General features: G+C 53.1%; 20 protein-coding genes and 1 CRISPR repeat array. Of the genes, 19 read left to right on the top strand and 1 reads right to left on the bottom strand.

Features of this window, described 5'->3' with window-relative positions:
• Positions 1-151: 151 nt before the first annotated feature.
• A CRISPR array of direct repeats spans positions 152-2,640; the repeat unit is 32 nt; unit sequence GTCGCCCGCCGTGCGCGGGCGTGGATTGAAAC.
• Between the two features lie 202 nt (positions 2,641-2,842).
• The 13 genes from VF724_RS18640 to VF724_RS18580 all read left to right on the top strand — a co-directional run bounded on the left by VF724_RS18640 (position 2,843) and on the right by VF724_RS18580 (position 16,134).
• On the top strand, positions 2,843-3,517 hold the full coding sequence (locus VF724_RS18640; RefSeq protein ID WP_371755754.1) for a GntR family transcriptional regulator: 675 nt from the start codon (positions 2,843-2,845) through the stop codon (positions 3,515-3,517).
• Between the two features lies 1 nt (position 3,518).
• Complete coding sequence (locus VF724_RS18635) at positions 3,519-4,388, top strand: HpcH/HpaI aldolase/citrate lyase family protein (protein WP_371755753.1); 870 nt, start codon at positions 3,519-3,521, stop codon at positions 4,386-4,388.
• Positions 4,389-4,428: 40 nt separating this feature from the next.
• A complete protein-coding gene (locus VF724_RS18630) occupies positions 4,429-5,646 on the top strand; it encodes a succinate--CoA ligase subunit beta (protein ID WP_371755752.1) in 1,218 nt (405 codons plus the stop codon).
• The gene (locus VF724_RS18625; RefSeq protein WP_371755751.1) at positions 5,634-6,536 is read left to right on the top strand and encodes a succinate--CoA ligase subunit alpha; all 903 of its coding nucleotides are present in this window, start codon (positions 5,634-5,636) and stop codon (positions 6,534-6,536) included. The genes VF724_RS18630 and VF724_RS18625 overlap by 13 nt, the downstream gene beginning before the upstream one ends.
• A gap of 100 nt (positions 6,537-6,636) precedes the next feature.
• On the top strand, positions 6,637-7,992 hold the full coding sequence (locus VF724_RS18620; protein WP_371755750.1) for an MmgE/PrpD family protein: 1,356 nt from the start codon (positions 6,637-6,639) through the stop codon (positions 7,990-7,992).
• A gap of 1 nt (position 7,993) precedes the next feature.
• Positions 7,994-8,638 carry a succinate dehydrogenase/fumarate reductase transmembrane subunit gene (locus VF724_RS18615; protein WP_371755749.1) on the top strand — a complete coding sequence of 215 codons (645 nt, stop codon included), beginning with the start codon at positions 7,994-7,996 and terminating at the stop codon, positions 8,636-8,638.
• Between the two features lie 33 nt (positions 8,639-8,671).
• On the top strand, positions 8,672-10,444 hold the full coding sequence (sdhA, locus tag VF724_RS18610; RefSeq protein WP_371755748.1) for a succinate dehydrogenase flavoprotein subunit: 1,773 nt from the start codon (positions 8,672-8,674) through the stop codon (positions 10,442-10,444).
• A 27-nt stretch (positions 10,445-10,471) separates the two neighbouring features.
• On the top strand, positions 10,472-11,239 hold the full coding sequence (gene sdhB, locus VF724_RS18605) for a succinate dehydrogenase iron-sulfur subunit (protein ID WP_371755747.1): 768 nt from the start codon (positions 10,472-10,474) through the stop codon (positions 11,237-11,239).
• 53 nt (positions 11,240-11,292) lie between these two features.
• Entirely contained in the window at positions 11,293-12,135 is an 843-nt protein-coding gene (locus VF724_RS18600) for a fumarate hydratase (protein ID WP_371755746.1), read from the top strand.
• A 40-nt stretch (positions 12,136-12,175) separates the two neighbouring features.
• Positions 12,176-12,748 carry a Fe-S-containing hydro-lyase gene (locus VF724_RS18595; RefSeq protein WP_371755745.1) on the top strand — a complete coding sequence of 191 codons (573 nt, stop codon included), beginning with the start codon at positions 12,176-12,178 and terminating at the stop codon, positions 12,746-12,748.
• A gap of 50 nt (positions 12,749-12,798) precedes the next feature.
• Entirely contained in the window at positions 12,799-14,250 is a 1,452-nt protein-coding gene (locus tag VF724_RS18590) for an SLC13 family permease (protein ID WP_371755744.1), read from the top strand.
• A gap of 87 nt (positions 14,251-14,337) precedes the next feature.
• Positions 14,338-15,015 (top strand): GntR family transcriptional regulator, encoded by a 678-nt coding sequence (locus tag VF724_RS18585; RefSeq protein WP_371755743.1) that lies wholly within the window; start codon positions 14,338-14,340, stop codon positions 15,013-15,015.
• 60 nt (positions 15,016-15,075) lie between these two features.
• Entirely contained in the window at positions 15,076-16,134 is a 1,059-nt protein-coding gene (locus VF724_RS18580) for a tartrate dehydrogenase (RefSeq protein WP_371755742.1), read from the top strand.
• A gap of 109 nt (positions 16,135-16,243) precedes the next feature.
• Here VF724_RS18580 and VF724_RS18575 read toward each other — a convergent pair whose 3' ends face one another.
• A complete protein-coding gene (locus tag VF724_RS18575; protein ID WP_371755741.1) occupies positions 16,244-17,335 on the bottom strand; it encodes a DctP family TRAP transporter solute-binding subunit in 1,092 nt (363 codons plus the stop codon).
• Positions 17,336-17,794: 459 nt separating this feature from the next.
• On the opposite strand from VF724_RS18575, the gene VF724_RS18570 reads away from it, so the two are divergent.
• From VF724_RS18570 to VF724_RS18545, 6 genes are all read left to right on the top strand, one after another.
• Positions 17,795-18,334: a TRAP transporter small permease gene (locus VF724_RS18570; RefSeq protein WP_371755740.1), complete on the top strand. Its 540-nt coding sequence runs from the start codon at positions 17,795-17,797 to the stop codon at positions 18,332-18,334.
• Positions 18,334-19,605: a TRAP transporter large permease gene (locus VF724_RS18565; RefSeq protein WP_371755755.1), complete on the top strand. Its 1,272-nt coding sequence runs from the start codon at positions 18,334-18,336 to the stop codon at positions 19,603-19,605. The genes VF724_RS18570 and VF724_RS18565 overlap by 1 nt, the downstream gene beginning before the upstream one ends.
• A 39-nt stretch (positions 19,606-19,644) precedes the next feature.
• A complete protein-coding gene (locus VF724_RS18560) occupies positions 19,645-20,157 on the top strand; it encodes a fumarate hydratase (RefSeq protein ID WP_371755739.1) in 513 nt (170 codons plus the stop codon).
• Positions 20,158-20,244: 87 nt separating this feature from the next.
• The gene (locus VF724_RS18555) at positions 20,245-21,576 is read left to right on the top strand and encodes an MmgE/PrpD family protein (protein ID WP_371755738.1); all 1,332 of its coding nucleotides are present in this window, start codon (positions 20,245-20,247) and stop codon (positions 21,574-21,576) included.
• A 232-nt stretch (positions 21,577-21,808) separates the two neighbouring features.
• The gene (locus tag VF724_RS18550) at positions 21,809-23,005 is read left to right on the top strand and encodes an iron-containing alcohol dehydrogenase (RefSeq protein ID WP_371755737.1); all 1,197 of its coding nucleotides are present in this window, start codon (positions 21,809-21,811) and stop codon (positions 23,003-23,005) included.
• Positions 23,006-23,034: 29 nt separating this feature from the next.
• Positions 23,035-24,498 (top strand): CoA-acylating methylmalonate-semialdehyde dehydrogenase, encoded by a 1,464-nt coding sequence (locus VF724_RS18545; protein WP_371755736.1) that lies wholly within the window; start codon positions 23,035-23,037, stop codon positions 24,496-24,498.
• Positions 24,499-25,536 lie beyond the last annotated feature (1,038 nt).

Genomic DNA, 25,536 nt, shown 5'->3' with positions numbered 1-25,536 from the left:
TAATTTGAAAAAAGTGTAGCAAATTACAGCGGCATTAAAATACCGGGAATTCGTTCCAATGTGCAAAAAAACACCTGTTTCCTGCGGAAACAAAGTGCTTATTCACAGGATTGAAACTCCCATTTGCGGATGGTGATGTTTTGGACGCTCTGTCGCCCGCCGTGCGCGGGCGTGGATTGAAACTGGCGTATTGACCAAGGTCGAAGAGAAAGACGGGGTCGCCCGCCGTGCGCGGGCGTGGATTGAAACAGTATTTTTTGATCAATTCAATTGCGAGCAGTGGGTCGCCCGCCGTGCGCGGGCGTGGATTGAAACAACGAGGATATTGCGCAGCAGGCGACCGGAGGAGTCGCCCGCCGTGCGCGGGCGTGGATTGAAACCGTAAATTTCGGATCGTGGATCAATCCGCCCAGAGTCGCCCGCCGTGCGCGGGCGTGGATTGAAACTGATTGCCTTGCCGCTATGTCCAATAGCAACTGGTCGCCCGCCGTGCGCGGGCGTGGATTGAAACAAACTAGCTCACCGCCTTCGTTGTGCTCGTTAATACGGTCGCCCGCCGTGCGCGGGCGTGGATTGAAACCAGTTACTCCGTCAAGTTCAAATGTGATGTTCCGGTCGCCCGCCGTGCGCGGGCGTGGATTGAAACCATCCCACTGATTTTGAGCGATTTTCGCTTTTAGTCGCCCGCCGTGCGCGGGCGTGGATTGAAACCCCCATGCTTGGCCGCCGTGATGCCCGTGATCGAGTCGCCCGCCGTGCGCGGGCGTGGATTGAAACAATCAATCGAATTTCCATTGTTACATTGTCAAAAGTCGCCCGCCGTGCGCGGGCGTGGATTGAAACCCATATGAAACAATGCTCTATCTGCAAAGAACAAAGTCGCCCGCCGTGCGCGGGCGTGGATTGAAACTTTCCCTTTGTCGTGCAAAACGTTCCGAACCTGCAGTCGCCCGCCGTGCGCGGGCGTGGATTGAAACACAGATGGGGCGCCGCGTGAAGTCTTGGCCGATCGGTCGCCCGCCGTGCGCGGGCGTGGATTGAAACCACCCGACCTGTCGAACAACGTGCAGTTGGAAATGGTCGCCCGCCGTGCGCGGGCGTGGATTGAAACCGTGAAAATAGACATCTTCGCCGTTGAGCGTACCAGTCGCCCGCCGTGCGCGGGCGTGGATTGAAACTCGTTCTGCTTGGGTTTCTCGATCCAGCAATAACCGTCGCCCGCCGTGCGCGGGCGTGGATTGAAACTGGATTAAGGCTTCATCAAAGCAAACCGCGCCGTGTCGCCCGCCGTGCGCGGGCGTGGATTGAAACAACTTGCTAAGGACACTGGAACCAGTACCTCCATGATGTCGCCCGCCGTGCGCGGGCGTGGATTGAAACAAACCAGATCCATACCATGGAATTAGAATTGGTGTTGTCGCCCGCCGTGCGCGGGCGTGGATTGAAACGATACTAATAGAAGGAACGCGAAAAAGTTCACCTGGTCGCCCGCCGTGCGCGGGCGTGGATTGAAACCCGTTCCTCCCGAAAAATATAATATCCCTGATCCGTCGCCCGCCGTGCGCGGGCGTGGATTGAAACCATTTGTCAACACGGCGGTGAAATAGGATGTTCAGTCGCCCGCCGTGCGCGGGCGTGGATTGAAACAAGCATTTCATATCGGCTCTCCCGGATGTTTGTCCGTCGCCCGCCGTGCGCGGGCGTGGATTGAAACAATATGCCGATGACAACGGGACATCGATCACGACAGTCGCCCGCCGTGCGCGGGCGTGGATTGAAACCAGGGCATTTATTTGTGACCGCATTTTGACCGCAGTCGCCCGCCGTGCGCGGGCGTGGATTGAAACCATGAGTTCGCAAATCGAGAGCGTCAGCATTTCAGTCGCCCGCCGTGCGCGGGCGTGGATTGAAACATTTAACTTATAAATTAACATCAAACCGGATTACGGTCGCCCGCCGTGCGCGGGCGTGGATTGAAACGTTTTCAATGGCCGATTTCCCTAAGCTGTCCAGAAGTCGCCCGCCGTGCGCGGGCGTGGATTGAAACACCCTTTCGCTAATTTGTTTAATTTGTTTTTTTGGTCGCCCGCCGTGCGCGGGCGTGGATTGAAACACAGGTTCCGGTGATCCTCGGTTAGAGCTATCCGGTCGCCCGCCGTGCGCGGGCGTGGATTGAAACTGTTTGTGCTGGGTGTTTGCCTTTGTCATATAGTTGTCGCCCGCCGTGCGCGGGCGTGGATTGAAACATAATGGTCAGGCTTAATGTTAGGGTCTGTCCAGTCGCCCGCCGTGCGCGGGCGTGGATTGAAACAAGAACCGACAATCGCATCTCCCAAGGCGAAATAGTCGCCCGCCGTGCGCGGGCGTGGATTGAAACATTCCATACTCTGTTACTACCCACTGCTTCCCAGTCGCCTGCCGTGCGCGGGCGTGGATTGAAACCATAATAAACACTACCTCCTTAACAAACTTGCAAGTCGCCCGCCGTGCGCGGGCGTGGATTGAAACGGTTAACCCGCCAAAGTACCGAATGGGTTGTTTTGTCGCCCGCCGTGCGCGGGCGTGGATTGAAACGAAAACCACAATTCAGTTGGATGGTTTGATTACAGTCGCCCGCCGTGCGCGGGCGTGGATTTCACCAAGAAATTCCAAAATATGAATCTGAGCTATTGAGTGGTAACGGATTCAGAAAAAGGATGGAAAACCGAGATCGAATGTGATAAAACTAATATATAAAAAATTTAAAAAGTAATTTTTCCGCGGCAATATTGGATCCAATATCCAAAAATAACGTTCATGTAGGATTCAAAGCCATGTACAGGCAAAAAAGGGGTGAAAAAACATGGTGGATGTCGGAAATAAATTGAATCTTGTGCTCGAGGATAAAGACACGCTTCACCTGAAAGTTACCCGAGTGATTCGCAATGCCATTCTGCGTGGCGAGTTTCAGCCTGGGGAAAGACTGGTTCAGGAGGAATTGGCTCAGGCGCTGAAGGTCAGCCGGATGCCGGTTCGCGAAGCTTTGCACAAGCTGGAAAGCGAGGGGCTTGTCATCTTGGAGCCGCACCGCGGCGCCATCGTGAAGAAGGTTGATGTGGAGGATCTGGATGAAATTTATTACCTGCGCTCGCAATTGGAGAAAATGGCCGTCGAGCTCAGTGTACCTCGAATGACCCTTGACGATATTGCCAAGCTGGAAGAACTGCTGCAGCGGATGGAGGGGATCGACGACGTCGAGAGGTTTGTAGAGGCCAATATCGAATTTCACAAGCTTTTGGTCAAATATTGCGCCTGGAAAAGGCTCCTCAATTTTATAGAAACCTTGTGGAACGGCCTGCCGCAGCAAACGCCCCATTTTCTGGAGGGCCAGCTTGAGATTTCGAACAGGGAGCACCGCGAAATCGTCGAGGCGGTCAAAGTGAAGGACAGCGCGAAGGCTGGACAATTGCTGTCCGAGCATATCCTGCGCACCGGCCGCGAGCTGATGAAAAAAATCCGGCTGAAAGGATCGATTTGAAATGGCGCTATTCCGTTCTTTGATGTTTGTCCCGGGGAATCAGCCGAGACGGCTGGAGAAAGTCCCTTCGCTGATGAGCGATGCGATTATTTATGATTTGGAGGACAGCGTTCCGCTCGAGGAGAAGGAGACGGCCAGGAAGATGGTCAGCGAAGCGTTGGCGAAGCATACAGACAAAACGAGCTTTGTGCGGGTCAACGCAATGTCGACCGTTTATTTTTTTGAAGATGTGAGCGCTGTCATTAGCAAATCGCTGCAGGGCATCGTGCTTCCCAAAACCGAGCGGCGTGACCAGATCGTCATTGCCGAGTATTTGTTGACCCAGCTGGAACGCAAACATGGGCTGAAGCCGGGATGCTTGGAAATCGTTCCGCTGATGGAAACGGCGTTGGGGATTGCAAATGCGCTGGAAGTGGCTGGCTCCTGCCATAGAGTCAAACGTCTGGCTTTCGGAGCCGTCGACTTCACCCTGGACATTCAGGCGGAGTTCACGGAGGAATCGATGGAAACCTTCACAGCCCGGTCCCAGTTGGTCATTGCTTCACGGGCGGCGGGAATCGAGCCGCCGATCGATACGGTTTACACTAACGTCAAACAACCGGCGGGCCTGGAAGCCTCGACCAAGCAGGCGAAGCAGATGGGCTTTCAGGGCAAGCTTGTGATTCACCCCGATCAGATCGATATCGTCCACAGCGTGTTTTCACCTTCGCCTAAAGAGATCGAGGCGGCTCAAAAGATCGTTCAGGCCTTTGAGGAAGCGACCCGTTCAGGAATGGCGGCGATTCAGGTAGACGGCAAAATGATCGATTACCCGGTCGTGGAGCGGGCGCGAAGGATTCTCGAATATGCAAGCAAGACAGGGAATTTATAATGTAGATTGGATCCAATATCCTATTCATGGAGGAATGACGATGGGCAAGCTTTTGGAGCATCACAGCAAGCGAATCATCAAGCAGCATAATGTACCCGTTCCGTTGAACTGGGTCGCTTCCACAGGGCAGGAAGCGGCGGAAATCACGAAGCAATTCGGCAAGCGGGTCGTCCTCAAAGCATTGGTGCCCGTCGGCAAGCGGGGCAAGCACGGCGCGATCCAGTTTGCTTCGACGGCGGAGGAAGCGGAGGCGCTGACGAATCAGCTGCTTGGCATGACCGTCAGGTATTTTCCGGTTGATCAGGTGCTGGTGGAGGAATGTCTTGATATCGCGGAAGAATGGTACGTATCCATCACTCTGGATCGAAACAAGCAGCTGCCGGTCATTATTGCCGCTACGGAAGGCGGCGTGGAAGTGGAGGAGCTGGTGAAACGGCAGCCCGACCGCATCAGGATGGTTCATGTCGATCCGTTCACGGGGCTGCAGCCCTACCAAGCGAAAGAAATCTGGAGCGATCTCGGCTTGACGGGAAAAGCGCTGGTGCAGGCATCGGACATTTTGTTCAAACTCTATGACGTTTGTGTCAACTATGACTGCGATATTCTGGAGATCAATCCGCTGGTGCTGACCCGTACCGGCGAAGTGGTGGCCGCGGCATCGGTGATGGGAGTGGATGATGCGGCGGCCTCCCGCCATCCCGAGCTTAAAGGCATGGTGGAAGTGGGCGGCGAGCGCTCCTGGAGGCCTTTGACCGAGCTTGAAAAGCAAATGGTTGCCGTCAACGACGCGGATTATCGCGGAACCGCCCGCTATACGGAAATGGACGGCGGCGATATCGGCTTCATGTGCGGCGGCGGCGGGGGCAGTCTGCTGTGCTTTGACGCTTTGCTCAAACACGGCGGCTCCCCGGCCAACTATACGGAAACGGGCGGAAATCCCCCCGAAGAGAAGGTGTACGGCTTGACCAAGGGGATTTTATCCAAGCCGGGTGTAAAAGGACTGTTTGTCGCTCATAACATCACGAACAATACGCAAATCGACGTCATGGCCAGGGGCATCGTCAAGGCGATTCAGGAAATCGGCATCGATCCGCAGAAGTTTCCCGTGGTCGTCCGCGAAGCCGGTGTCAACGATGAAGAAGGCAAGCGCATCTTTGAAGCGGCGAACATTACCTACTTCGGGGACGACGTGACGATTGAAACGGCGGCTAGGCTGATGGTGGAACGGATGAAGGAGGTTTACGCATGTCAATCTTAGTGGGTCCGGATACGCGAATTGTCGTACAGGGAATTACCGGCAGAGAAGCCCAGATGGTCGTCAAGCATTCGCTCGATTACGGAACGTCGCTCTCGGCCGGGGTTACTCCCGGAAAAAAAGGGCAGAGCGTTCACGGCATCCCCGTATACGACACGGTAAAAGAAGCGGTGCTACAGCACGGTGTCAATACAAGTCTGGTTGTCGTTCCCCCTTTATTCGTGCTTGACGCTGTGCTGGAGGCGATTGCGCACGGCATTCGGCTGATTGTCGTGACCTCGGAGAACATCCCGCAGATGGACACGGTCAAAATGCTGGCCGCAGCGAGACAGGCAGGGGTGCGCATCATCGGCCCGAATACGGTCGGTTTGATCAGCCCGAAGCACCGCATCAAATTGGGCTCGATCGGCGGCGACAATCCGGAGCGATGCTTCGTGCCGGGCTCGATTGGAGTCATCTCGCGCAGCGGCGGCATGACCGCCGAAACCTCCTGGATGATCAAAAGAGCCGGCTTCGGCGTGTCGACCAGCATCGGAATCGGCGGGGACGCGCTGATCGGCTCGAATATCGCGCAACTGCTAGAGCTGTTCGAGAGCGATCCGGAGACTTCAGCCGTCGTGACGTTCTCCGAGCCGGGAACGGCCTTTGAAGAGGGCGCCGCCGAGTTTGTCAAGCAGGGGAAATTTACGAAGCCGCTGATTTCTTATATTGCCGGTCGCTTTACCGAGCAGATGCCTGAAGGGACGGTGTTTGGGCATGCGGGAGCTATGATCTCCGGAGAGTTCGGGCGTCCTTCCGTGAAAATGCGGAAACTGCGCGAAGCGGGAGCTCATGTCATCGATCACTACGATGACATGATTGATGTGCTGCAAAGGACTCTGCGTTTAAATTGAATAAATATTCACGAGTTTGCTTTCGTCGGACAGACTCATAGATGACCTTGAAGGGCTGACGGAATCAATGAATTTAATAAGAAAAGCGAGGGATGCTTAAATGACGTTAAGCAGACAATTGGCGAATTTCATTGTTTCAACGAATTATGAAAATCTGCCCAAGGACGTGGTCGAGTTTACCAAATTATGTTTCCTCGATTGGCTTGGCTCGGCGATCGGCGGGGAAAGCAAGGCCCCGATCCGGATTATCCGGGAAATGGTTCTGGAAAGCGGCGGCCATCCGCAGGCGACCCTGATCAGCGGCGAAAAATCGTCGGTGGCGAATGCGGCTTTGTACAACGGCGCCGCAAGCCATGTCCTGGAGCTCGACGACATTCACAAGGCCTCGATCATCCACGCCGCGACCGTGGTGATTCCGGCCGCTTTGGCGGTGGCGCAATGGAAGGGCAAAAGCGGCAAGGACCTGATCGCCGCGATCGCGATCGGCTACGATGTAAGCTACCGGATCGGCGAGGCAGTGTCTCCTTCGCATTATTATTATTGGCACAACACGGCTACATGCGGGACATTCGGCGCAGCGGCCGCTGCGGCAAAGCTGCTGGATCTGGATGCGGAGCAGACCGTCATGGCGCTCGGCAGCGCCGGCACGCAGGCCGCCGGCTTGTGGGAGTTCATCGAGGACGGCGCGATGAGCAAGCAGCTGCATACCGGCAAGGCCGCAATGAACGGGGTGATCTCCGCCCTGCTAGGAGGAAAGAATTTCACCTCCGCCACCCGGATATTGGAGGGAAATCGCGGATTTTTCAAGGCCATGTCCAGCGAAACCGACGGAGCGGCCAAAATTACCGACAGGCTCGGCGAGATTTTCAAGATTACGGAAAATTCATTCAAAGTCCACGCTTCCTGCCGACATACCCATCCGGTTGTCGACTTGGTTCTGGAAATCGGTCGGGAGCTCGGGGGAGATTACAGCCGGATCAAGCGGATCGACATTCAAACCTATGGAACCGTCATTGACATTACCGACAATCCGATTCCCAAAACCCTGTACGAGGCCAAGTTCAGCGTCCAGTTCTGCGCGGCGCTGGCGATTGTCAGGAGAAGCGCCGGCTTGCTCGACTTCACGGATGAAACGCTGCACCACCCTGATATCCGCAATCTGATCGGCAAAATCAATGTATCCGTCGATCCGGAAATCAACGGAATGTATCCGGAAAAATGGGGCGCCAGAGTGGTCGTTGAGCTGACCTCGGGAGAACGGTTGACCCGAGTTACCGAATTCCCCAAAGGCGATCCGGAGAATCCGGTCCAAAGCGAGGACTTGGTGCAAAAATTCAAGGCGATTACTGCGGATTTGTCTGCCTCCGACAGGGACTATTTCATCGATACCGTCATGAAGCTTGAACAATTCCGGGACTTGAGAGAGTTTTTCCCGGCAGGGAAGCGGGTGGAGTAAAATGAACGCCGCAGCCCAAACGGTCGCCGGAAACTCAAGCCGCAAATTTTTGCTCGGGAGACTGCATTCGCTGATGGGGATCGTTCCCCTGGGCTTGTTTTTGCTGGAGCATTTATTTTCCAATGTAACGGCTGCTTTCGGCAGTGCCGCGTTTAATCATCAGGTGGCGGTGCTGCATGCGATCCCGCTGCTGCCCGTGCTCGAGATTCTGCTGATCTTCCTGCCGCTGGTCTATCACGCGGGATACGGGATTTATCTCGCTTATATTTCCAAAAACAACGTCAACAAGTATCAGTACGCGCGCAATTGGATGTTCGCTTTACAGCGTTTGACCGGCATCGTCACCCTCTTATTCGTAGGCTATCACGTCTGGATGCTGCGCGTCGCCAACTGGCTCTCAGGCACGGAAATAAGCTATCAGATCGTTCAGGATCATCTCAGCACTGCATGGATTGCATTATTTTATGTGATCGGGGTCGTTTCCACTTCGTTCCATTTTACGAACGGCTTGGGGGCGGGACTGATTACCTGGGGAGTGACGATCGGCAAACATTCGCAAAAAATTGCGGCATGGCTGATGTTCATACTTTTCCTGATCCTCAGCGCAATCGGCATCGGCAGCGTTGTATCATTCTGGATCGCGTAAAATATCGAATCAACTATTGGGGGTGAAGGATCGATGAAAGGAAGCTTTATTGTGGTCGGCGGCGGCTTGGCGGGCCTGATGGCCACGATCAAGCTGGCGGAGGCCGGAAGAAAAGTAAAGCTGTTCTCTTTGGTTCCCGTCCGCAGATCCCACTCGGTTTGTGCGCAAGGGGGCATTAACGGAGCCGTCAATACCAAAGGAGAAGGAGATTCGGCTTGGGAGCATTTTGACGATACGATCCTCGGAGGAGATTTTCTGGCGAATCAGCCCCCGGTGAAGGACATGTGCGAAGCCGCTCCGGACATCATCTATTTGCTGGCGCGGATGGGTGTCCAATTCAACCGGACGCCGGAAGGCCATATTGATTTCCGCAGGCTGGGCGGAGCCAAATACTCCCGGACGGCGTTTGCGGGAGCGACGACAGGCCAACAGATTTTGTATGCCTTGGACGAACAGGTCCGCCGCTATGAGGCCATCGGCATGGTGGAAAAATACGAGTACTGGGAATTTCTCTCCGCGGTGCTTGACGATGACAACGTGTGCCGGGGGATCGTTGCCCAGGATTTGCATACGATGGAAATCCGCAGTTTCCGGGCTGATGCGGTTATCCTGGCGACGGGCGGGCTCGGCTACATTTACAGAAAGAGCACCAATTCGATCATCAATACCGGAAGCGCGCACAGCATCGCTTACCAGCAGGGGGTTTATTACGCCAACGGCGAATTTATCCAGATTCATCCGACCGCAATACCCGGAGACGACAAGCTGCGTCTCATGTCGGAATCGGCGCGCGGCGAAGGCGGGCGGGTATGGGTGTATAAGGACGGCAAGCCGTGGTACTTCCTTGAGGAAAAATATCCGGCGTACGGCAACCTGGTGCCCCGGGATATTGCCACCCGCGAGATCTTCCACGTGTGCGTGGACATGAAGCTCGGCATCGACGGCGAAAATGTGGTTTATCTGGATCTCTCCCATCTGCCGCCGAACCTGTTGGAGCAAAAAGTCGGAGGCATTCTCGACATCTATGAAAAGTTCGTCGGAGACGATCCGCGCAAGCTGCCGATGAAAATTTTCCCCGCCGTGCATTATTCGATGGGCGGATTATGGGTCGATTACAACCAGATGACCAATATCCCCGGTTTATTTGCCTGCGGAGAGACGGACTATCAATACCACGGGGCTAACCGCCTCGGCGCGAATTCGCTCGTTTCCGCCATTTACGGAGGGATGGTGGCCGGAACGAAAGCCGTGGAGTACACGGAGGGTTTGAGCAAGCTGGCCGAAGATCTTCCGGAGCATCTGTTTGAGCGGGAGCGCGCCAAGCAGGTTCAGGCGATCGAACGGATTTACAAGATGGACGGCCATGAGAATCCGTATCAGCTGCATGTGGAAATGAGCGACTGGATGGTCGACAACGTGACGGTTGTGCGGTATAACGACCGGCTGCAAAAGACCGATGAGAAACTGCAGGAGCTGTTGGAGCGCTGGAAGAATATCGGAGTCGACGACACGGCCCGATATGACAACCGGACGGTTCCGTTTGTCCGCCAACTGAAAAATATGCTGGAGCTTTCGCGCGTGATCACGCTCGGAGCGCTGCTGCGCAATGAGAGCCGCGGGGCCCATTACAAGCCGGAGTTTCCGGAACGCGACGATGAAAACTGGCTGAAGACCACGCTGGCCAGGTATACGCCGGAAGGCCCGGAATTCAGCTATGAGAAAGTGGATACCCGCTACCTCAAACCGAGGCCGAGACGCTATGATGTCGTCAAGCAAGCTCCCCAGGATGAAAAGCGGGAGTCTTAAATTTTGAACGCTAGGGAGAGGGGAACGATGAGGGAAAGTCATGACGCCGAGAAAAAAATCATGATTCGCGTGAAGCGCCAGGACGGTCCGGATGAAGGCGTTTACTGGGAAGAATTTGCGGTGCCTTACCGCCGGAACATGAACGTCATCGCCGCGCTGATGGAAATCCAGCGAAACCCCGTCAACAGCAAGGGGCAAAAGGTCCGCGCAGTGGTTTGGGAATCGAACTGCCTGGAGGAAGTGTGCGGGGCCTGCAGCATGATCATCAACGGCAAGGTCCGCCAGGCCTGTTCGGCGCTGGTCGAGCGGCTGGTCCAGCCGATCGTGCTGGAGCCGATGAGCAAATTTCCGGTGCAGCGGGATCTGCACGTCAATCGGCAGCGGCTGTTCGACGGGCTCAAAAAAATCAACGGCTGGATTCCGATCGACGGCACTTATGCGCTCGGCTCCGGTCCGCTGATTTCCCAGGAGGAGCAGCAGGAAGCCTACAAATACTCCACCTGCATGACATGCGGCTGCTGCCTGGAAGCCTGTCCGAACGTGAATGAGCGCTCCTTCTATATGGGGCCTCAGACGATGATGCAGGCCAAGTATTTCAACATGCACCCCACGGGCGGCAAGCATAAAAAAGAGCGCATGAACGCGGTTATCGGTCCCGAAGGCATCGTGAATTGCGGCAATTCGCAGAACTGCGTAAAGAGCTGTCCCAAGGAAATTCCGCTGGCGGCGGCTTTGGCCGAATTGAACAGGGAAGCGAATGTGTACGCGCTGCGAAAATGGTTCATGGGAAATTGAGGAATAATGGCTCGTGATGAAATCAGTTTCGCTTTTGAAAGGAGGAAACGCGCATGAAAGAAGTGCAGTACGGAGATATCGTCCTCAAGGTTGCCGAATTGTGCAAGGAGGCCAACACCAATCTGGGCGAGGATGTGTTGGAAGCCTTCCGGTTGGCGCTGCGCAAAGAGGAATCGGATACCGGCAGGGATGTGCTTAACGATCTGATTCTGAATGCGGAAATCGCCAGGAATGAGCAGGTCCCGATGTGCCAGGATACCGGAATGGCGGTGTTCATCATCGAGCTGGGGCAAGATTGCCGAATCGTTGGAGGAAGCTTGAACGACGCGGTCAACGAGGGCGTCCGCAGGGGCTACGGAGAAGGCTATTTGCGGAATTCCATCGTAGGTCATCCGCTGACCCGCAAAAATACGGGAGACAATACGCCGGCGGTGATTCACCTTGAGCTTGTCGCCGGCGACGGGTTGAAAATCCACATGACCGCAAAGGGCGCCGGCAGCGAAAATATGAGCCGTCTCCAAATGCTCAAGCCGTCCGACGGACTGGACGGTGTGAAGCGGTTTATCCTGGAAACGGTCAAGGCTGCGGGACCGAATGCCTGCCCGCCGATGGTCGTCGGCGTGGGGATCGGCGGCAGCTTTGAACGGTGCGCGTATCTTGCCAAGAAATCCTTGTTCCGTCCGCTCGGCGAACGTCATCCCCAACCTGAGATCGCCAAGCTGGAGGAAGAGATGATCGAGGAGATCAACAGGCTGGGAATCGGCCCCCAAGGAATGGGCGGGCGAACGACGGCACTGGACATCAAAGTCGAAACGGCCGCCTGCCATATCGCCTCCTTGCCGGTGGCCGTGAATATCAACTGCCATGCGAGCCGGCACAAGGAAGCTGTTCTGTAGGATGAAGTTACTGTAAACTGGAAAAGGGGGAAATAAGACTATGGCGATCCGAATCACGGCACCCTTATCGGAAGAAACGATCGCTTCTTTGAAGAGCGGCGACCGCGTGCTGATCAGCGGAACGGTGTACACGGCGAGAGACGCGGCCCATAAGCGGATGACCGAGCAGCTGGAGCAGGGGCGGGAGCTTCCTTTCGACATCCGCAATCAAGTGATATATTATGTCGGCCCGACTCCGGCCAAGCAGGGTATGGTGATCGGCTCCGCCGGGCCGACAACCAGCGGCCGCATGGACAAATACGCGCCGAAGCTGATGGAGCTCGGCTTGAAAGGGATGATCGGCAAAGGCTACCGCAATGCCGATGTCCGGGAAGCGATCGTCCGGCACAAGGCCGTCTATTTCGCTGCAATCGGCGGATCGGGGGCGCTGCTGTCGCGAACCGTCAAGAGCGTCGAATTGGTCGCGTACGAAGATCTTGGCCCGGAAGCGATCCGCAAGCTGGCCATTGAGGATTTTCCGGCCGTTGTCATTAATGATATTCACGGAAACGATCTCTATGAGAGCGGAGTCCAAAATTATCGAATTCAGTCGGATTCAGATTCGGCACATTGATTTGCTTTCGCCCAAATCAAGAATTCAACAGATCCGAGGGGAACGAAATGTTGTCGAACGCTTCATCAAAAGTCCAAAAAGAACGTTTGCCGTTTTTTCATTTTTTGAATAAGAAGCTATTGTTTTTTGCGGTATCGGCATTTGTTTTTTCATCGGTATTTTTCGGTTTGCAGGGAAGCGTTGATTATGCCCCAAGGGTAACTCTGTCGATTACGCTGGCTGCGATCGCCCTATGGGTGCTGGAGCCGATCCCTTTTTCCATGACGGCCGTATTGGTGCTGTTCGCGCTTCCGGTATCGGGCGCGGTGACAACCGAGTTTGCCTTGTCCGGTTTTGCGTCGCCGGCGATTTTCCTGATTGTGGCCGGGATGATGCTGGCCAGCGCGGTGGAACAGACGTCATTGGGCAAACGGCTGGCTTACCAACTGATGTATTGGCTGGGGGACAGTAAGGGAGGCATTCTTGCGGGGATCATCCTGATTCCGCAAATCATGGCGATCTTTATTCCTGCGGCGGCGGTGAGAACGGCGATGCTGCTGCCGATCGTATTTTCCGTCATGTCGATTCTCGGACTGCAAAAAGGAGACATGCGTGCCAAAAAGCTGATGATGGGCGTTGCCATCGGCAGCAACGTCAGCGGAGTCGCCATTTTGCCCGCGGCAATCGGCAATGTGATCACCGTGGATCTGATCAATTATTACACCAAACAGAATGTAACCTATTTTGACTGGCTGCTGATGGCCCTTCCGATGTGGCTGTTGATGATCCCGATTTCCTGGTTTGTCTTATATAAAGTGTTCCCGGTTCGGGAAGAAGTTCCAGCGGGCTTGAAAGACAAAATGAAAGAAATGATTGCCGAATTGGGACCGATCACTTCACAGGAAAAGCGCTTGTTCGCGATTTTGCTCCTTGTCTTTATTCTGTGGACATTGGAGAGCGTGCACGGCTGGCCGCCGGTGATCCCCGCCTTGATCGGAGCGGTGCTGCTGGCATGGCCGGGCATCAAGGTGTCAGCCTGGGATAAAATGCTGCAAATTAATTTCGGCACATTGACGCTGCTGGGCGTGACCTTATCCTTGGGACGGGCGCTGTATGAAACCGGGGCGATCCGTTACCTGTCGCAATGGCTGGAGAGCGATTTCACGATTTATCTATTCTCCAATCCGGCGCTTGCCGTATTGACCGTAGCGGTGCTGACCCAGCTGATCCATAAGGTAACCTCCAATGTTTCAACCGCAGTGATCGCCACAGTTCCGGTGGTCATGGCGCTTTCCTCGCATTCCGAGCATGCGCCGGCCGTGCTGTTGGCGTTCATTACCGGAATGACCTGCCTGTTCGGCTTCCTGTTGGTCGTGGAGACGATTCCCGGCGTCATGGTGCATGGGACGGGCTGGGTCACGCAGCGCGACTTTATCAAACCCGGCATTTGGCTGACGCTGATTACGATCGTGCTGACCTTTGGGATGGCCTTTACCTGGTGGTCCTGGCTGGGATATTTATAGTGATTTTATTTATTGATTGACTATAAAAAGTATTATATAATTTTCACATGCTAAGTGTCGACAGACGACAAAGGCAGGTGAGGTGGCATGGATCAATTTTCTGTGGAAAAATCGGTTCCCTATTATGATCAAATCTATTATTCGATTAAACAGATGATCATGCAGGGTGTGTTCAAACCGGGAGAGCGCATTTACGAAGCAAAGATGGCCAGAGATTTCAAGGTCAGCCGCAGCCCGGTTCGGGAAGCGGTTCGCGCCTTGGAAAAGGAAGGGCTGTTGTTTATTGACGATAAATCCAGGGTTACGGTATACAAGCCGACACTGGGCGATATGGAAGATATCTATCAATGCCGGATCATACTGGAGTCTCTGGCGGCGAAACTGGCTGCCCGGCTGGCTTCCAACCGGGAATTGAAAGAAATTGAAACGACTCTGGTGCAAACTCGAAAATATATCGAAGAGAAAAATCCGCAAAGAAGTGAAACCATTATTGCGCTGAATTCCAGATTTCACGATTTGATTATTCAGTTTAGCCAAAACAAGCGCCTGCAAAAGCAGCTCTATGATTTGCGATCCCTGAGCTATTATTACAGGGTGCTCAATTTTCAGGGAAAAAACCGGGATTGGACGATATTCAACGAGCATAAGGGAATTTTTGAGGCCATTAAAGAACGGGACGAGGAAAAGGCGGGGGCTCGAATGTCCGATCATGTCACTCATGATATGCACAATTTGATCAAAATGCTCGATGGCAAGCTAGATTGAGCGGTCACTCTGGTTTCAACGTGTGATGTACACTGGTTCATACATAAGGAGGAATTTGGTGTGAAAAAATTTGAAATTGCCGTAATTCCGGGTGACGGAATCGGCCAGGAGGTTGTCCCGGCAGCGCTGGATGTGCTGCGAACCATTGCAGAGGTGCATGGAGGGCTGAAATTTGAGTTTGCCGAGTTTCCCTGGAATTGTGACTACTATTTGAAAAACGGAAAAATGATGCCGGATGACGGGTTGCAAATCCTGCAGGGGTTTGAGGCCATTTTTCTCGGCGCGGTCGGCAATCCGGCAGTTGTTCCCGACCATGTTTCCCTGTGGGGGCTGCTGATAAAAATTCGCCGTGAATTCGAACAGGTCATCAACATCCGCCCGGCGAAATTGATGAGAGGCCTGCAATCGCCCTTGGCGAATCCGAAGGATTTCGACATGATTGTGGTCAGGGAAAACAGCGAAGGCGAGTACAGTGAAATTGGCGGACGCATTCACCGGGGAGAGGACGAGCTTGCCATCCAGAATGCGATCTTCTCCCGAAAAGGAACGGAAAGGGCCATGCGCTACGCATTTGAGCTGGCCCGCAAGCGCAGGGGGCATGTCACAAGCGCCACCAAGTCCAACGGGATTTTTCACTCCATGCCGTTCTGGGATGAAGTATTCAAGCAGGTAAAAGGGGATTATCCCGATGTTGAAACCGCTTCGTACCATATTGACGCGCTGGCGGCTTTCTTTGTGACCCGGCCGCATATTTTCGACGTCATCGTGGCCTCCAATCTGTTCGGAGACATTCTGACCGATTTGGGCGGAGCGGTCATGGGCAGCATCGGAATCGCTCCGGCGGCCAATATCAATCTGAATGGAAAATATCCTTCCATGTTCGAGCCTGTGCACGGTTCGGCGCCTGACATTTTCGGCAAAGGCATCGCCAATCCGCTCGGTCAGATCTGGACTGCACAAATGATGCTCAGCCACTTCGGCGAGGATGAAATCGCCCAGAAACTGCTCGATGCGATCGAAGAAGTCACGGCTGACGGAGTCAAAACGCCGGATATCGGGGGAAGCGCATCGACCCGTGAGGTTTCCGACGCGATCTGCAGTCGTTTGAAGGCGCTGTAACGGACTTTTCCAATATGTGCAAAAAACCTCCTAATCCGCTGAACAAGCGGGTGGGAGGTTTTTTATTGCAAAAGAAGGCTGACCCATAACGGCCAGCCTTCTGCTGAGATTATTCGCGGCTCATGGCGTCTTTGATAACGTCCTCGCCGATGATCGGGGTATATTCGTCATACACAGGCTTCAGAGCATCGCGGAATTTGGCAATCTCGTCTTTGGACAGTACATAGATTTCGGTCTTTTTGCGGTCCTTCAGCGTTTGATAAGCCTTTTCGTTGAGAGCGTTCGCTTCCGTGCGAGCCACTTCCGTGCCTTTTTTGATACCTGCCTCAACGATCTTTTTGGTTGCATCGTTCAGGCTGTTCCAGAACTTGGTGTTGGTCAGCAGTACGTAATCGACGCGAGTGTGTCCCATAACGGTCGTATATTTCTGAACTTCGTCAAACTTCTTGGATTCGATGTTGCTGAACGTGTTTTCTTCTCCGTCAACAGTGCCCTGCTGGAGAGCGGTATACAGTTCGTTGAACGGAATCGATACGGAACCGGCGCCGAGCGTCGCATAAACTTTCTCCAATACCTGTCCGCCCTGAGTGCGGAATTTCAAGCCTTTCAGATCTTCCGGAGCTTTGATCGGACGTTTGTTGTTGGTGATTTGCTTCGGACCGTTCGGCCAGAAGCCCATTCCGAGAACTCCGTCTTTTTCGAGCTTTTTGAAAATTTCCTGTCCCTTGGGGCCGTCCCAGAATCCTTCAGCGGCTTTGTCGCTGTTGAACAGGAACGGCATGGACGGAATGTTGAAGCCGGGGTCGTTGCCCACCAGTTTCGCCATATCCGGGATGATGAACTGAACGTTGTTGGCGACCAGGTTCTGGTATTCGTCCTTGTCTCCGAACAGTTGGCTGTTCGGGAATACCTGTACCTTGATTTTTCCGTTGGACAGCTTTTCAATCTCGTCCTTCATGGCCACTGCGCCTTTTTGCTTTGGTGTATTTTCGGCGACAACGTGGGAGATTTTGATGGTGATCGGCTGAATGTCATCCTGAGGGTTGCTGCTGGCAGGCGCGCTGGTTGGCGCAGCGCTGTTTGCAGGAGCGGCGCTTGGCTGCGCGGCGTCTTTGCTTCCGCCGCCGCTGCCGCATGCCGCGAGGCTGAGCGTAAGAACCGACGTAAGCAGCAGGGTGGAAATCTTTTTCATTTTCAACATTTTTCAGGCCCCTTTTTCAGTTCATTTTATTTTTGAAAGAAGAAAGATAACAAATAATCCTGTGAATGACCGGCCTTGCGCTGGCTTTGAAGCTTGGGGCTTTAAATAAGTAGACTGTCGACAGAAGGTGCAAGAAAAAAATGGAACCCTCTTTGCAAACGCTTACTTATTGAAGTGGACTAAGCCGCCGGGGAAAGCATCCGGTACATAGACAGCTATTTTTGCTATGATTTCTTCCATTCAAACGATGAAGTGGAAACTATTTCAATTCATATCGAAGCAAATCTTGAAAAATTTTGAATCTATGTATATATAATAGTATAACAAATGGGCCGCAGATATGTGAATATAAAATTCTTAAAAAAATAAAATTTTTATTTAACTTAGAACATTCATCTATTATACTAGAAATTAACCAGTATCTACTGTCGACAGTTTATTGAGGAAAGGGAGATTGCAATGTGGTTGAGACGGCTTGGGAAAGCGGAAGAATTTTTATCCGGCCTGCTTTTTGTCAGCGGGGTGCTGGTAAGCTTATATGCGGTTATCATGCGGTACATTTTTAACATGCCGCCCGCGTGGTCTTTGGAAATTTTCGAATTTCTGATGGTATGGTCCGTCTTTATCGGTTTCGCGATCGCCTTGCGTTCAAATCATCACATTGTGGTCGATCTGCTTTATGACAAGCTTTCCTATCCGGTCAAGCGGTTCGTCAGCACTCTCTCAAATCTGATTGGTGCCGGATACAGTATTTTTATGACCATAACCGGGATCAAAATGATAGCGCTTGCATATGAACAGAAGATCGTTACGATTGATGTGGGCATTCCGATCTGGATTACATATGTCATTATGCCTGTAGGAATGGCTTTGATGGCGCTCTATTTTTTTGTCAAAGCGTTCAAGGCCATCAAGGGGGACCGGGAGGAAATTATGGGACATATCGATCATGAACAATATTTGAAGGAAACTCAGGGCAAAGGAGGTTTGGGCGTATGATGAATGCAACGTTGGTTTTATTCGGTTCATTTGCCTTGCTTAGCCTGATCCGGGTGCCGATTGCAATCAGCTTGGGGTTGTCCAGCCTGTTGGCCTTGAACATGATCGACTTTACTCTATATCCCGTGATCCAGAAGATGTTCAGTTCCTTGAATAACGCCACGCTGATGGCGATTCCGGGTTTTGTGTTTGCGGGAATCATCATGTCCAAAGGCGGAATTTCCTATTATCTGATCGAGGCGTTGAAAGCATGGATAGGACATATCCGCGGGGGGCTGGCGGTCGTAACGATTTTGGCCTGCATGGTGTTTGCCGCCATCTCCGGATCCAGCCCGGCCACCGCCGCTGCAATCGGCAGCATCATGATTCCGGGAATGGTGAATGCCGGCTACAGCAAGCGCTATGCCATGGGGCTTGTGGCGGCTGCGGGAACCTTGGGGATTTTGATTCCGCCGTCGATTCCTCTGATTATTTACGGCGCAGTCTCCGAGCAATCAATCGGCAAACTGTTCTCGGCGGGAATTATCCCCGGACTGCTGCTCGGGGGAATTTTGCTGGTGTCCGCCATCATTCACGCCCGAATCAACAATTACGGATCGCTGCCCAAGCAGACGATGCAGGAAAGAATCAAGAAATCAGGCAAAGCAATCTGGGGATTTTTGCTGCCGATCATCATTCTGGGCGGCATTTACACCGGGGCCGTTACTCCGACGGAAGCCGCTATCGTCGCAAGCGCTTACGGATTTGTCGTTTCCGTGTTTATTTACCGGGAAATGAATGTAAAGAAGTTCGTTGAGGTGCTCAAAGAGTCCATCAACATTACGTCCATGATTTACCTGATTATCGCATCGGCTACCGTATTCGGCATGTTCTTGACCACCGAGCAGATTCCGCAGGATTTCACCGCGTGGATCGAGCATAGCACAACCAATAAATGGATTTTCTTGATCGGGATCAATCTGCTGTTTTTTGTGCTGGGCATGTTCCTGGAATCCATCGCGATCATTTTGATCACCCTGCCGATTTTGCTTCCGGCGCTGGCCCTGTTTGACATCAACGTTATCCATTTTGCCATTATAATGACGATAAATATGGAGTTTGCGATGATTACCCCGCCGGTTGGACTGAATCTGTTTGTGGTCAGCGGCATCTCAAAGGTAAAGGTCGGGGAAGTGGTCAAAGGGGTGGTTCCGTTTTTCGGACTGATGCTGATCGCCTTTATATTGGTCATGATCTTCCCGGGAATTTCACTCCTTCTGACAGGAGATTAAGATCAAGCTGATATCGAATAAGACATAAGGAGTGGGAATTTGCGAACCATACATATCGACGAAATTCGCGACACGGTTGCCAGGCTTTGCTGGGAAGCTTGCTATTACTTGCCTCCGGACGTTTTGGCCGGCTTCAAAAAAGCGGAACAAACGGAGGCTTCGCCGCTCGGCAAATCGATACTCAATCAGCTGCTGGAAAATGCCGTGCTGGCCGCTGCGGAGAATATGCCTTACTGCCATGACACCGGGCTGGCCGTGGTGTATGTCGAGGTAGGGCAGGACGTGCATATTGTCGGAGGCGCCTATCTGGATGCGGTGCAGGCCGGGGTGAGAAAAGGTTACCAAGAGGGCTATCTGCGAAAGTCCGTCGTCGGCGACCCGCTGCTGCGGGTCAATACGAACGACAATACACCGGCTGTTGTACATACGGAAATCGTTCCCGGTGATCAGATCAAGATTACCGTGCTGCCCAAAGGCGGCGGCAGCGAGAACATGAGCGCGATGAAATTCCTTTTGCTCCGGCCATGTATGAATACGGAGTTATTTGTATGAACAGGAAATTGCGAAATACAAGGTTTCGGCCGACGAAGCATAAAGATAATGTGATGGAAAGAAACATGGGATAAGGAGACTATGAATATGGTAACTGCAACATTGGTTCAGCGTTTGATAGATTCCAAATACGAGGATTTGCCGGAGCAAACGTTGATTGAGGCGAAGCGGAGTCTTTTGAACTGGTTGGGAGTGGCGATTGGCGCCGCTTGGCATCCGTCGATGGACATGGTGATGGGCTTGGCCGATACCGTCGGAGGCAAGGCGCAGGCCACCGTGCTTGGCAGAGGGGTGAAAACGGACATTTTGTTCGCGGCTCTCTTAAACGGAATGTCATCTCATATTTTTGATTTTGACGACACTTTGCTGGAGACGGTGCTGCATCCTTCCGCTCCCGTGTATCCGGCGATTTTGTCTTACGCGGAGCTTAAAGGGCTGACCGGAAAAGATGTGCTTCAGGCATTTGTGCTCGGCTGCGAGGTGGAGGAGCGGTTGGCGCTCTCATTGTATCCTTCCCATTACTGGAGGGGATGGCATATCACCGGAACGGTGGGAACCGTCGGGGCTGCGGCGGCAATCGCCAAGCTGCAGGGGCTTGATCACCTGCGGTTTTCTTATGCGATCGGCCTGGCTGCAACGGAACCTACCGGCTTGCGCGAAATGTTCGGCACGATGACGAAGCCCTTCCATCCGGGCAAGGCGGCCATGAATGGACTGATGGCGGCCCTGCTGGCCGAATCCGGCTTCACCAGCTCCACGCAATCGTTGGAAGCGAAGCGCGGTTACGGCCATGTCCTGTCGGAGGAACCCAAGTTCGAGCGCGTCACCGACCGTTGGGGAGAAACTTGGGAAATTCTCAAGAACAGCTACAAGCCGTTTGCCAGCGGCATCGTAACGCATCCGGCCATCGACGGAGCGGTCCGGATCCGGAATAAGCATTCGATCCTGCCGGAACAGGTGGCATCCATTGAATTGGAGGTTCATCCGCTGGTCGAGGAGCTGACCGGCAAAACCAACCCGCAGACCGGACTGGAAGGGAAGTTCAGCGTCTATCACTGCACGGCTGTCGGGTTGATTGACGGAAAAGCGGGCGTCAAGCAGTTTTCCGATGAACGGGTCAAGGATGAGCGGGTGGTTGCCCTGCGCGACAAGATCAGGCTGTCCGTCAACCGGGAGATGCAAGAGGATCAGGCGTTGATCCGGGCGACCCTGAATGACGGACGGGTGATCGAGGAATTTATCGAGCATGCCATCGGCAGCATGGACGTTCCGATGACCAATGCGCAGCTGGAGGAAAAGTTTTATGATGTGACGGCCGACGTCCTGCCGGCTGACAAACAAAAGCAGCTGGTGGAGCTGGTCTGGGAATTTGACAAGCTTGAGGATCTCTCGCAATTCTTTGCGCTTTGCTCGAAATGAGAGTTCAAAAATCAGGACGCATCTCCGGATCAGAAGAAGGGGCTGCCCCCATAGTCGGATGACTTCGGGCAGTCCCATTTTGCAAACGGTCAACTTTTTTCAACGGAAGGATGGGTAGAAAAAGACAATCTTTCGACATATCCAAATCAAACGAATAAAATGATAAATAGATATTTATGGATTATGCAGATTGGTGTACAATAAATTTATTTACAGTAGGAGGCTTAAAAGGATGTCATTCCACCAATTGTTCATGCCGAATCGAATCATGTATGGTCCAGGAAGTTTTGATGAAGTAGGAAAGCTGACCGGCAGTTTTGGCAAAAAGGCGATGATCATCAGCGATCCCATCATGGATCGGATCGGAAACGTGCAGCTCTGTGAAAAGTATTTAGGCGAACAGGGGATTCCTTATGCAAAGTATACGGGAATCGATTCCGAGCCGACGGATATCCATGTGCGGGAAGCACTTGAGATCTGCCGACGGGAAGCATGCGACGTAATCGTTGCGGTCGGCGGCGGCAGCTGCTTGGATACTGCGAAAGCGGTTGCAGTGCTGATGACGAACGGCGGTCATATCCGGGATTACGTCGGCATTCAGGAGCCGTATAAGGAGAAACCGCTTCCGCTGATTGCTGTTCCCACGACGGCAGGTACAGGCTCGGAAGTGACGAAAGTGACCGTCATCATCGACACGGAGAACGATGTCAAGCTGATGATCTCCCATCCCGCATTCCTTCCGGCGGCGGCGATTGTCGATCCGGTGCTCACTCTTTCATGTCCCCCTTCGGTTACGGCGGCGACGGGCGTAGACGCTTTGTGCCATGCCGTGGAGGCGTTTATTTCCCGCCGGGCGCAGCCGGTTACCGATACTTGGGCTTTGCAGGCGATCGAGCTGATCATGAATAATCTTCGCTTGGCTTATCAGCAAAAAGACCATATGGAGGCAAGATCGGAAATGGCGTTGGCTTCCATGCTGGCCGGTGCGGCTTTCTCCAATTCGTCCGTAACCTTGGTTCACGGGATGTCCCGTCCGATCGGCGCCATGTTCCACGTTCCGCATGGAGTGTCCAATGCCATGCTGCTTCCGGCTGTGCTGGAATTTACGAAAGAAAGCGCCTTGGAACGGCTGGCAATCGTCGCCAGACTAGTGAAACCCGAAATGAAAACGGTTTCCGATGAGGAGGCGGTCGACGAATTGGTTCTGGAAATCAAAGCTTTATGCCGCGATTTGAAAATTCCGAATATGAAAACCTGGGGGATCGACAAAGAGAAGCTGGAACCGCTGCTTCCGAAGATGGCTGCGGATGCTTTGGCCAGCGGCAGTCCGGGGAATAATCCGAGAGTTCCGACCCATGGTGAAATCATGGAGTTGTACCGTGTTTGCTATGACTATGATTTTGAGATGACGCAATCAGCCCAAAACTAATCATACAAGTGAGAGAAGGAGGAGCACAAATGACAACAAATACTGTCGTGCAAACATTAAAAAATTACATCGGAGGGCAATGGGTGGCATCGGCTTCAAGCCAAACCGAAGTCGTTCCCAATCCGGCAACGGGAGAAGCGTTGGCTTACGTGCCTCTTTCCAACCAGGAGGATTTGGATAAAGCTGTAGAAACGGCCAAGCAAGCCTATGCGACCTGGAGCAAGACGCCGGTTCCCCGCCGCGCCCGCATCTTGTTCAAATATCAGCAGCTGCTGGTCGAGCATTGGGATGAATTGGCCCGCATGATTACGCTGGAGAACGGCAAGAGCTACGGCGAGGCTTACGGGGAAGTTCAGCGCGGGATTGAATGCGTGGAATTTGCGGCCGGCGCTCCGACGCTGATGATGGGAAGCCAACTGCCGGACATTGCGAGCGATATCGAATCCGGGATGTACCGATATCCGATTGGAGTGGTCGGAGGGATTACGCCGTTCAATTTCCCGATGATGGTGCCCGCCTGGATGTTTCCGTTGGCCATTGCCTGCGGCAATACATTTGTGCTGAAGCCGTCGGAAAGGACTCCGATGTTGGCGAATCGCCTGGCTGAATTGTTCAGTGAGGCCGGCTTGCCGGACGGCGTATTGAACATCGTGCACGGTGCCCGCGATGTGGTGAACGGAATCCTGTCGCATCCCGATATTAAGGCGGTGTCCTTTGTGGGTTCCCAGCCGGTCGCAGAATACGTCTACAAGACGGGAACCTCGCACGGCAAGCGGGTGCAGGCGCTGGCCGGTGCCAAGAACCATTCGATTGTCATGCCGGATGCCGTTCTGGACCATGCAGTCACTCAGATCATCAGCGCGGCTTTTGGTTCCGCCGGCGAACGCTGCATGGCTTGCGCGGTGGTGGTCGCTGTCGGAGACATCGGGGATCGACTGGTGGAAGGCTTGAAGAATGCCGCAGAGCAAATTGAAATCGGCAACGGGCTGGATAAAGGGGTGTTCCTCGGACCGGTCATTCGCGAGAGTCATAAGGAACGCACCATTAAATACATTGAAATCGGCGAAAAGGAAGGAGCCCTTTTGGTGCGGGACGGCCGGAAGGATGCTGCGACTTGCGGACAAGGATATTTTGTAGGCCCGTCGATCTTTGACAACGTACAGCCGGGCATGAAAATTTGGACGGACGAGATCTTTGCGCCGGTTCTGTCGGTTATCCGAGCCAAGGATTTAACGGAAGCGATTGCCATTACCAATCAATCGGAATTTGCCAACGGGGCCTGTCTGTATACGGATAGTGCAAAAGCGGTTCGCCAGTTCCGGGAGGAAATCGATGCGGGGATGCTGGGCATCAATCTTGGAGTTCCGGCGCCGATGGCGTTCTTCCCGTTCTCCGGCTACAAGAATTCGTTCTACGGCGACCTGCATGCCAACGGCAAGGACGGAGTCGAGTTTTATACCCGCAAAAAAATGGTCACGGCACGATATTTGTAGGATTAATGAAAGAGATTCCCCTTTTCCGGGGAGGAACTCTACCATGCGCCTCTGTCAAATAATATGGTATATTTTTATTGATCCTTTAAAAGTATTGAAGACAAGAGCTGATTTTGAATGGGCGAATGTAATATCGATCATTCTCAAGAAGATGTGATTAAAAAACTCGAAAGTCAGCAAGATCAGTAGCGATGATTCCGGCAGCACTAGCAGCGACTCGAAAAACACTACGTAGACAAGGCGTTTGCTGCGATCAAGGAAGAGTTGTCCGGCTTCAACTCTCCAACGCGACCGACCAGCAGGTGTCTAATCTGTTCGACAAAGTGAACCAGACGCTTGAACAAATCGCTCCGCGGACTCGCAACGCGTAACCCGTAATTGTTTCTGCAATAACGTTGCCTTGCGCGGAAAGCCCACATATACCGCATATAAATAAGGACGTCTTAATCCGGAGCCGCCGGATTAAGACTGTTTTGAAATTGCACTTTTTAAAGCGGACATTGGCATAGCCGATGTTTCTTTAAGGAGTGTTTTTCGTCCTGACTAAAAAGATCGACCCGAGCATGAATTATTCCCGAGCCAATCTTTCGAGCATCAATACGCTCCGCAGATTCGCTCGCGACCTCTTGTTCGTAAAAAATTCGCAAACATGCCTTGTTCGGTAAAAGCCGGGACTTCCGTCGCTTCGAGGTTTTCGAGCACTTAAGCACTGTTTTTAAAGCTGGGGATAACGTCCGTGAATGTCCGCAGAGCAGCAAGCCAGAATGGGTTTTGGGGAAGTGAATTCAGTCGACACATCCTTACCGACTAGCTAACTTCATGTAAACTCAACTAACATTCCGCCGCGGGGGCGGAAACTTCTGAGTCGATAAATTAAGCGCTTAATTGAATTCGACGAGTTAATAACTCAACTTTCGCAGCTTAAAATTCGGCTTAAACCCGTACCGTTAGTGGGCTAGCACCAGAAAAATTGTCCATCTTGACGCAGAAAACACCTTTCACGTTTGGTAAAATGGAAGTGACAAAGCTTTCATCCCC

Origin of the sequence: Ferviditalea candida, from assembly GCF_035282765.1 — a bacterium.
Lineage (GTDB): Bacteria > Bacillota > Bacilli > Paenibacillales > KCTC-25726 > Ferviditalea > Ferviditalea candida.
This window is presented reverse-complemented; position numbering and strand designations above follow the sequence as displayed.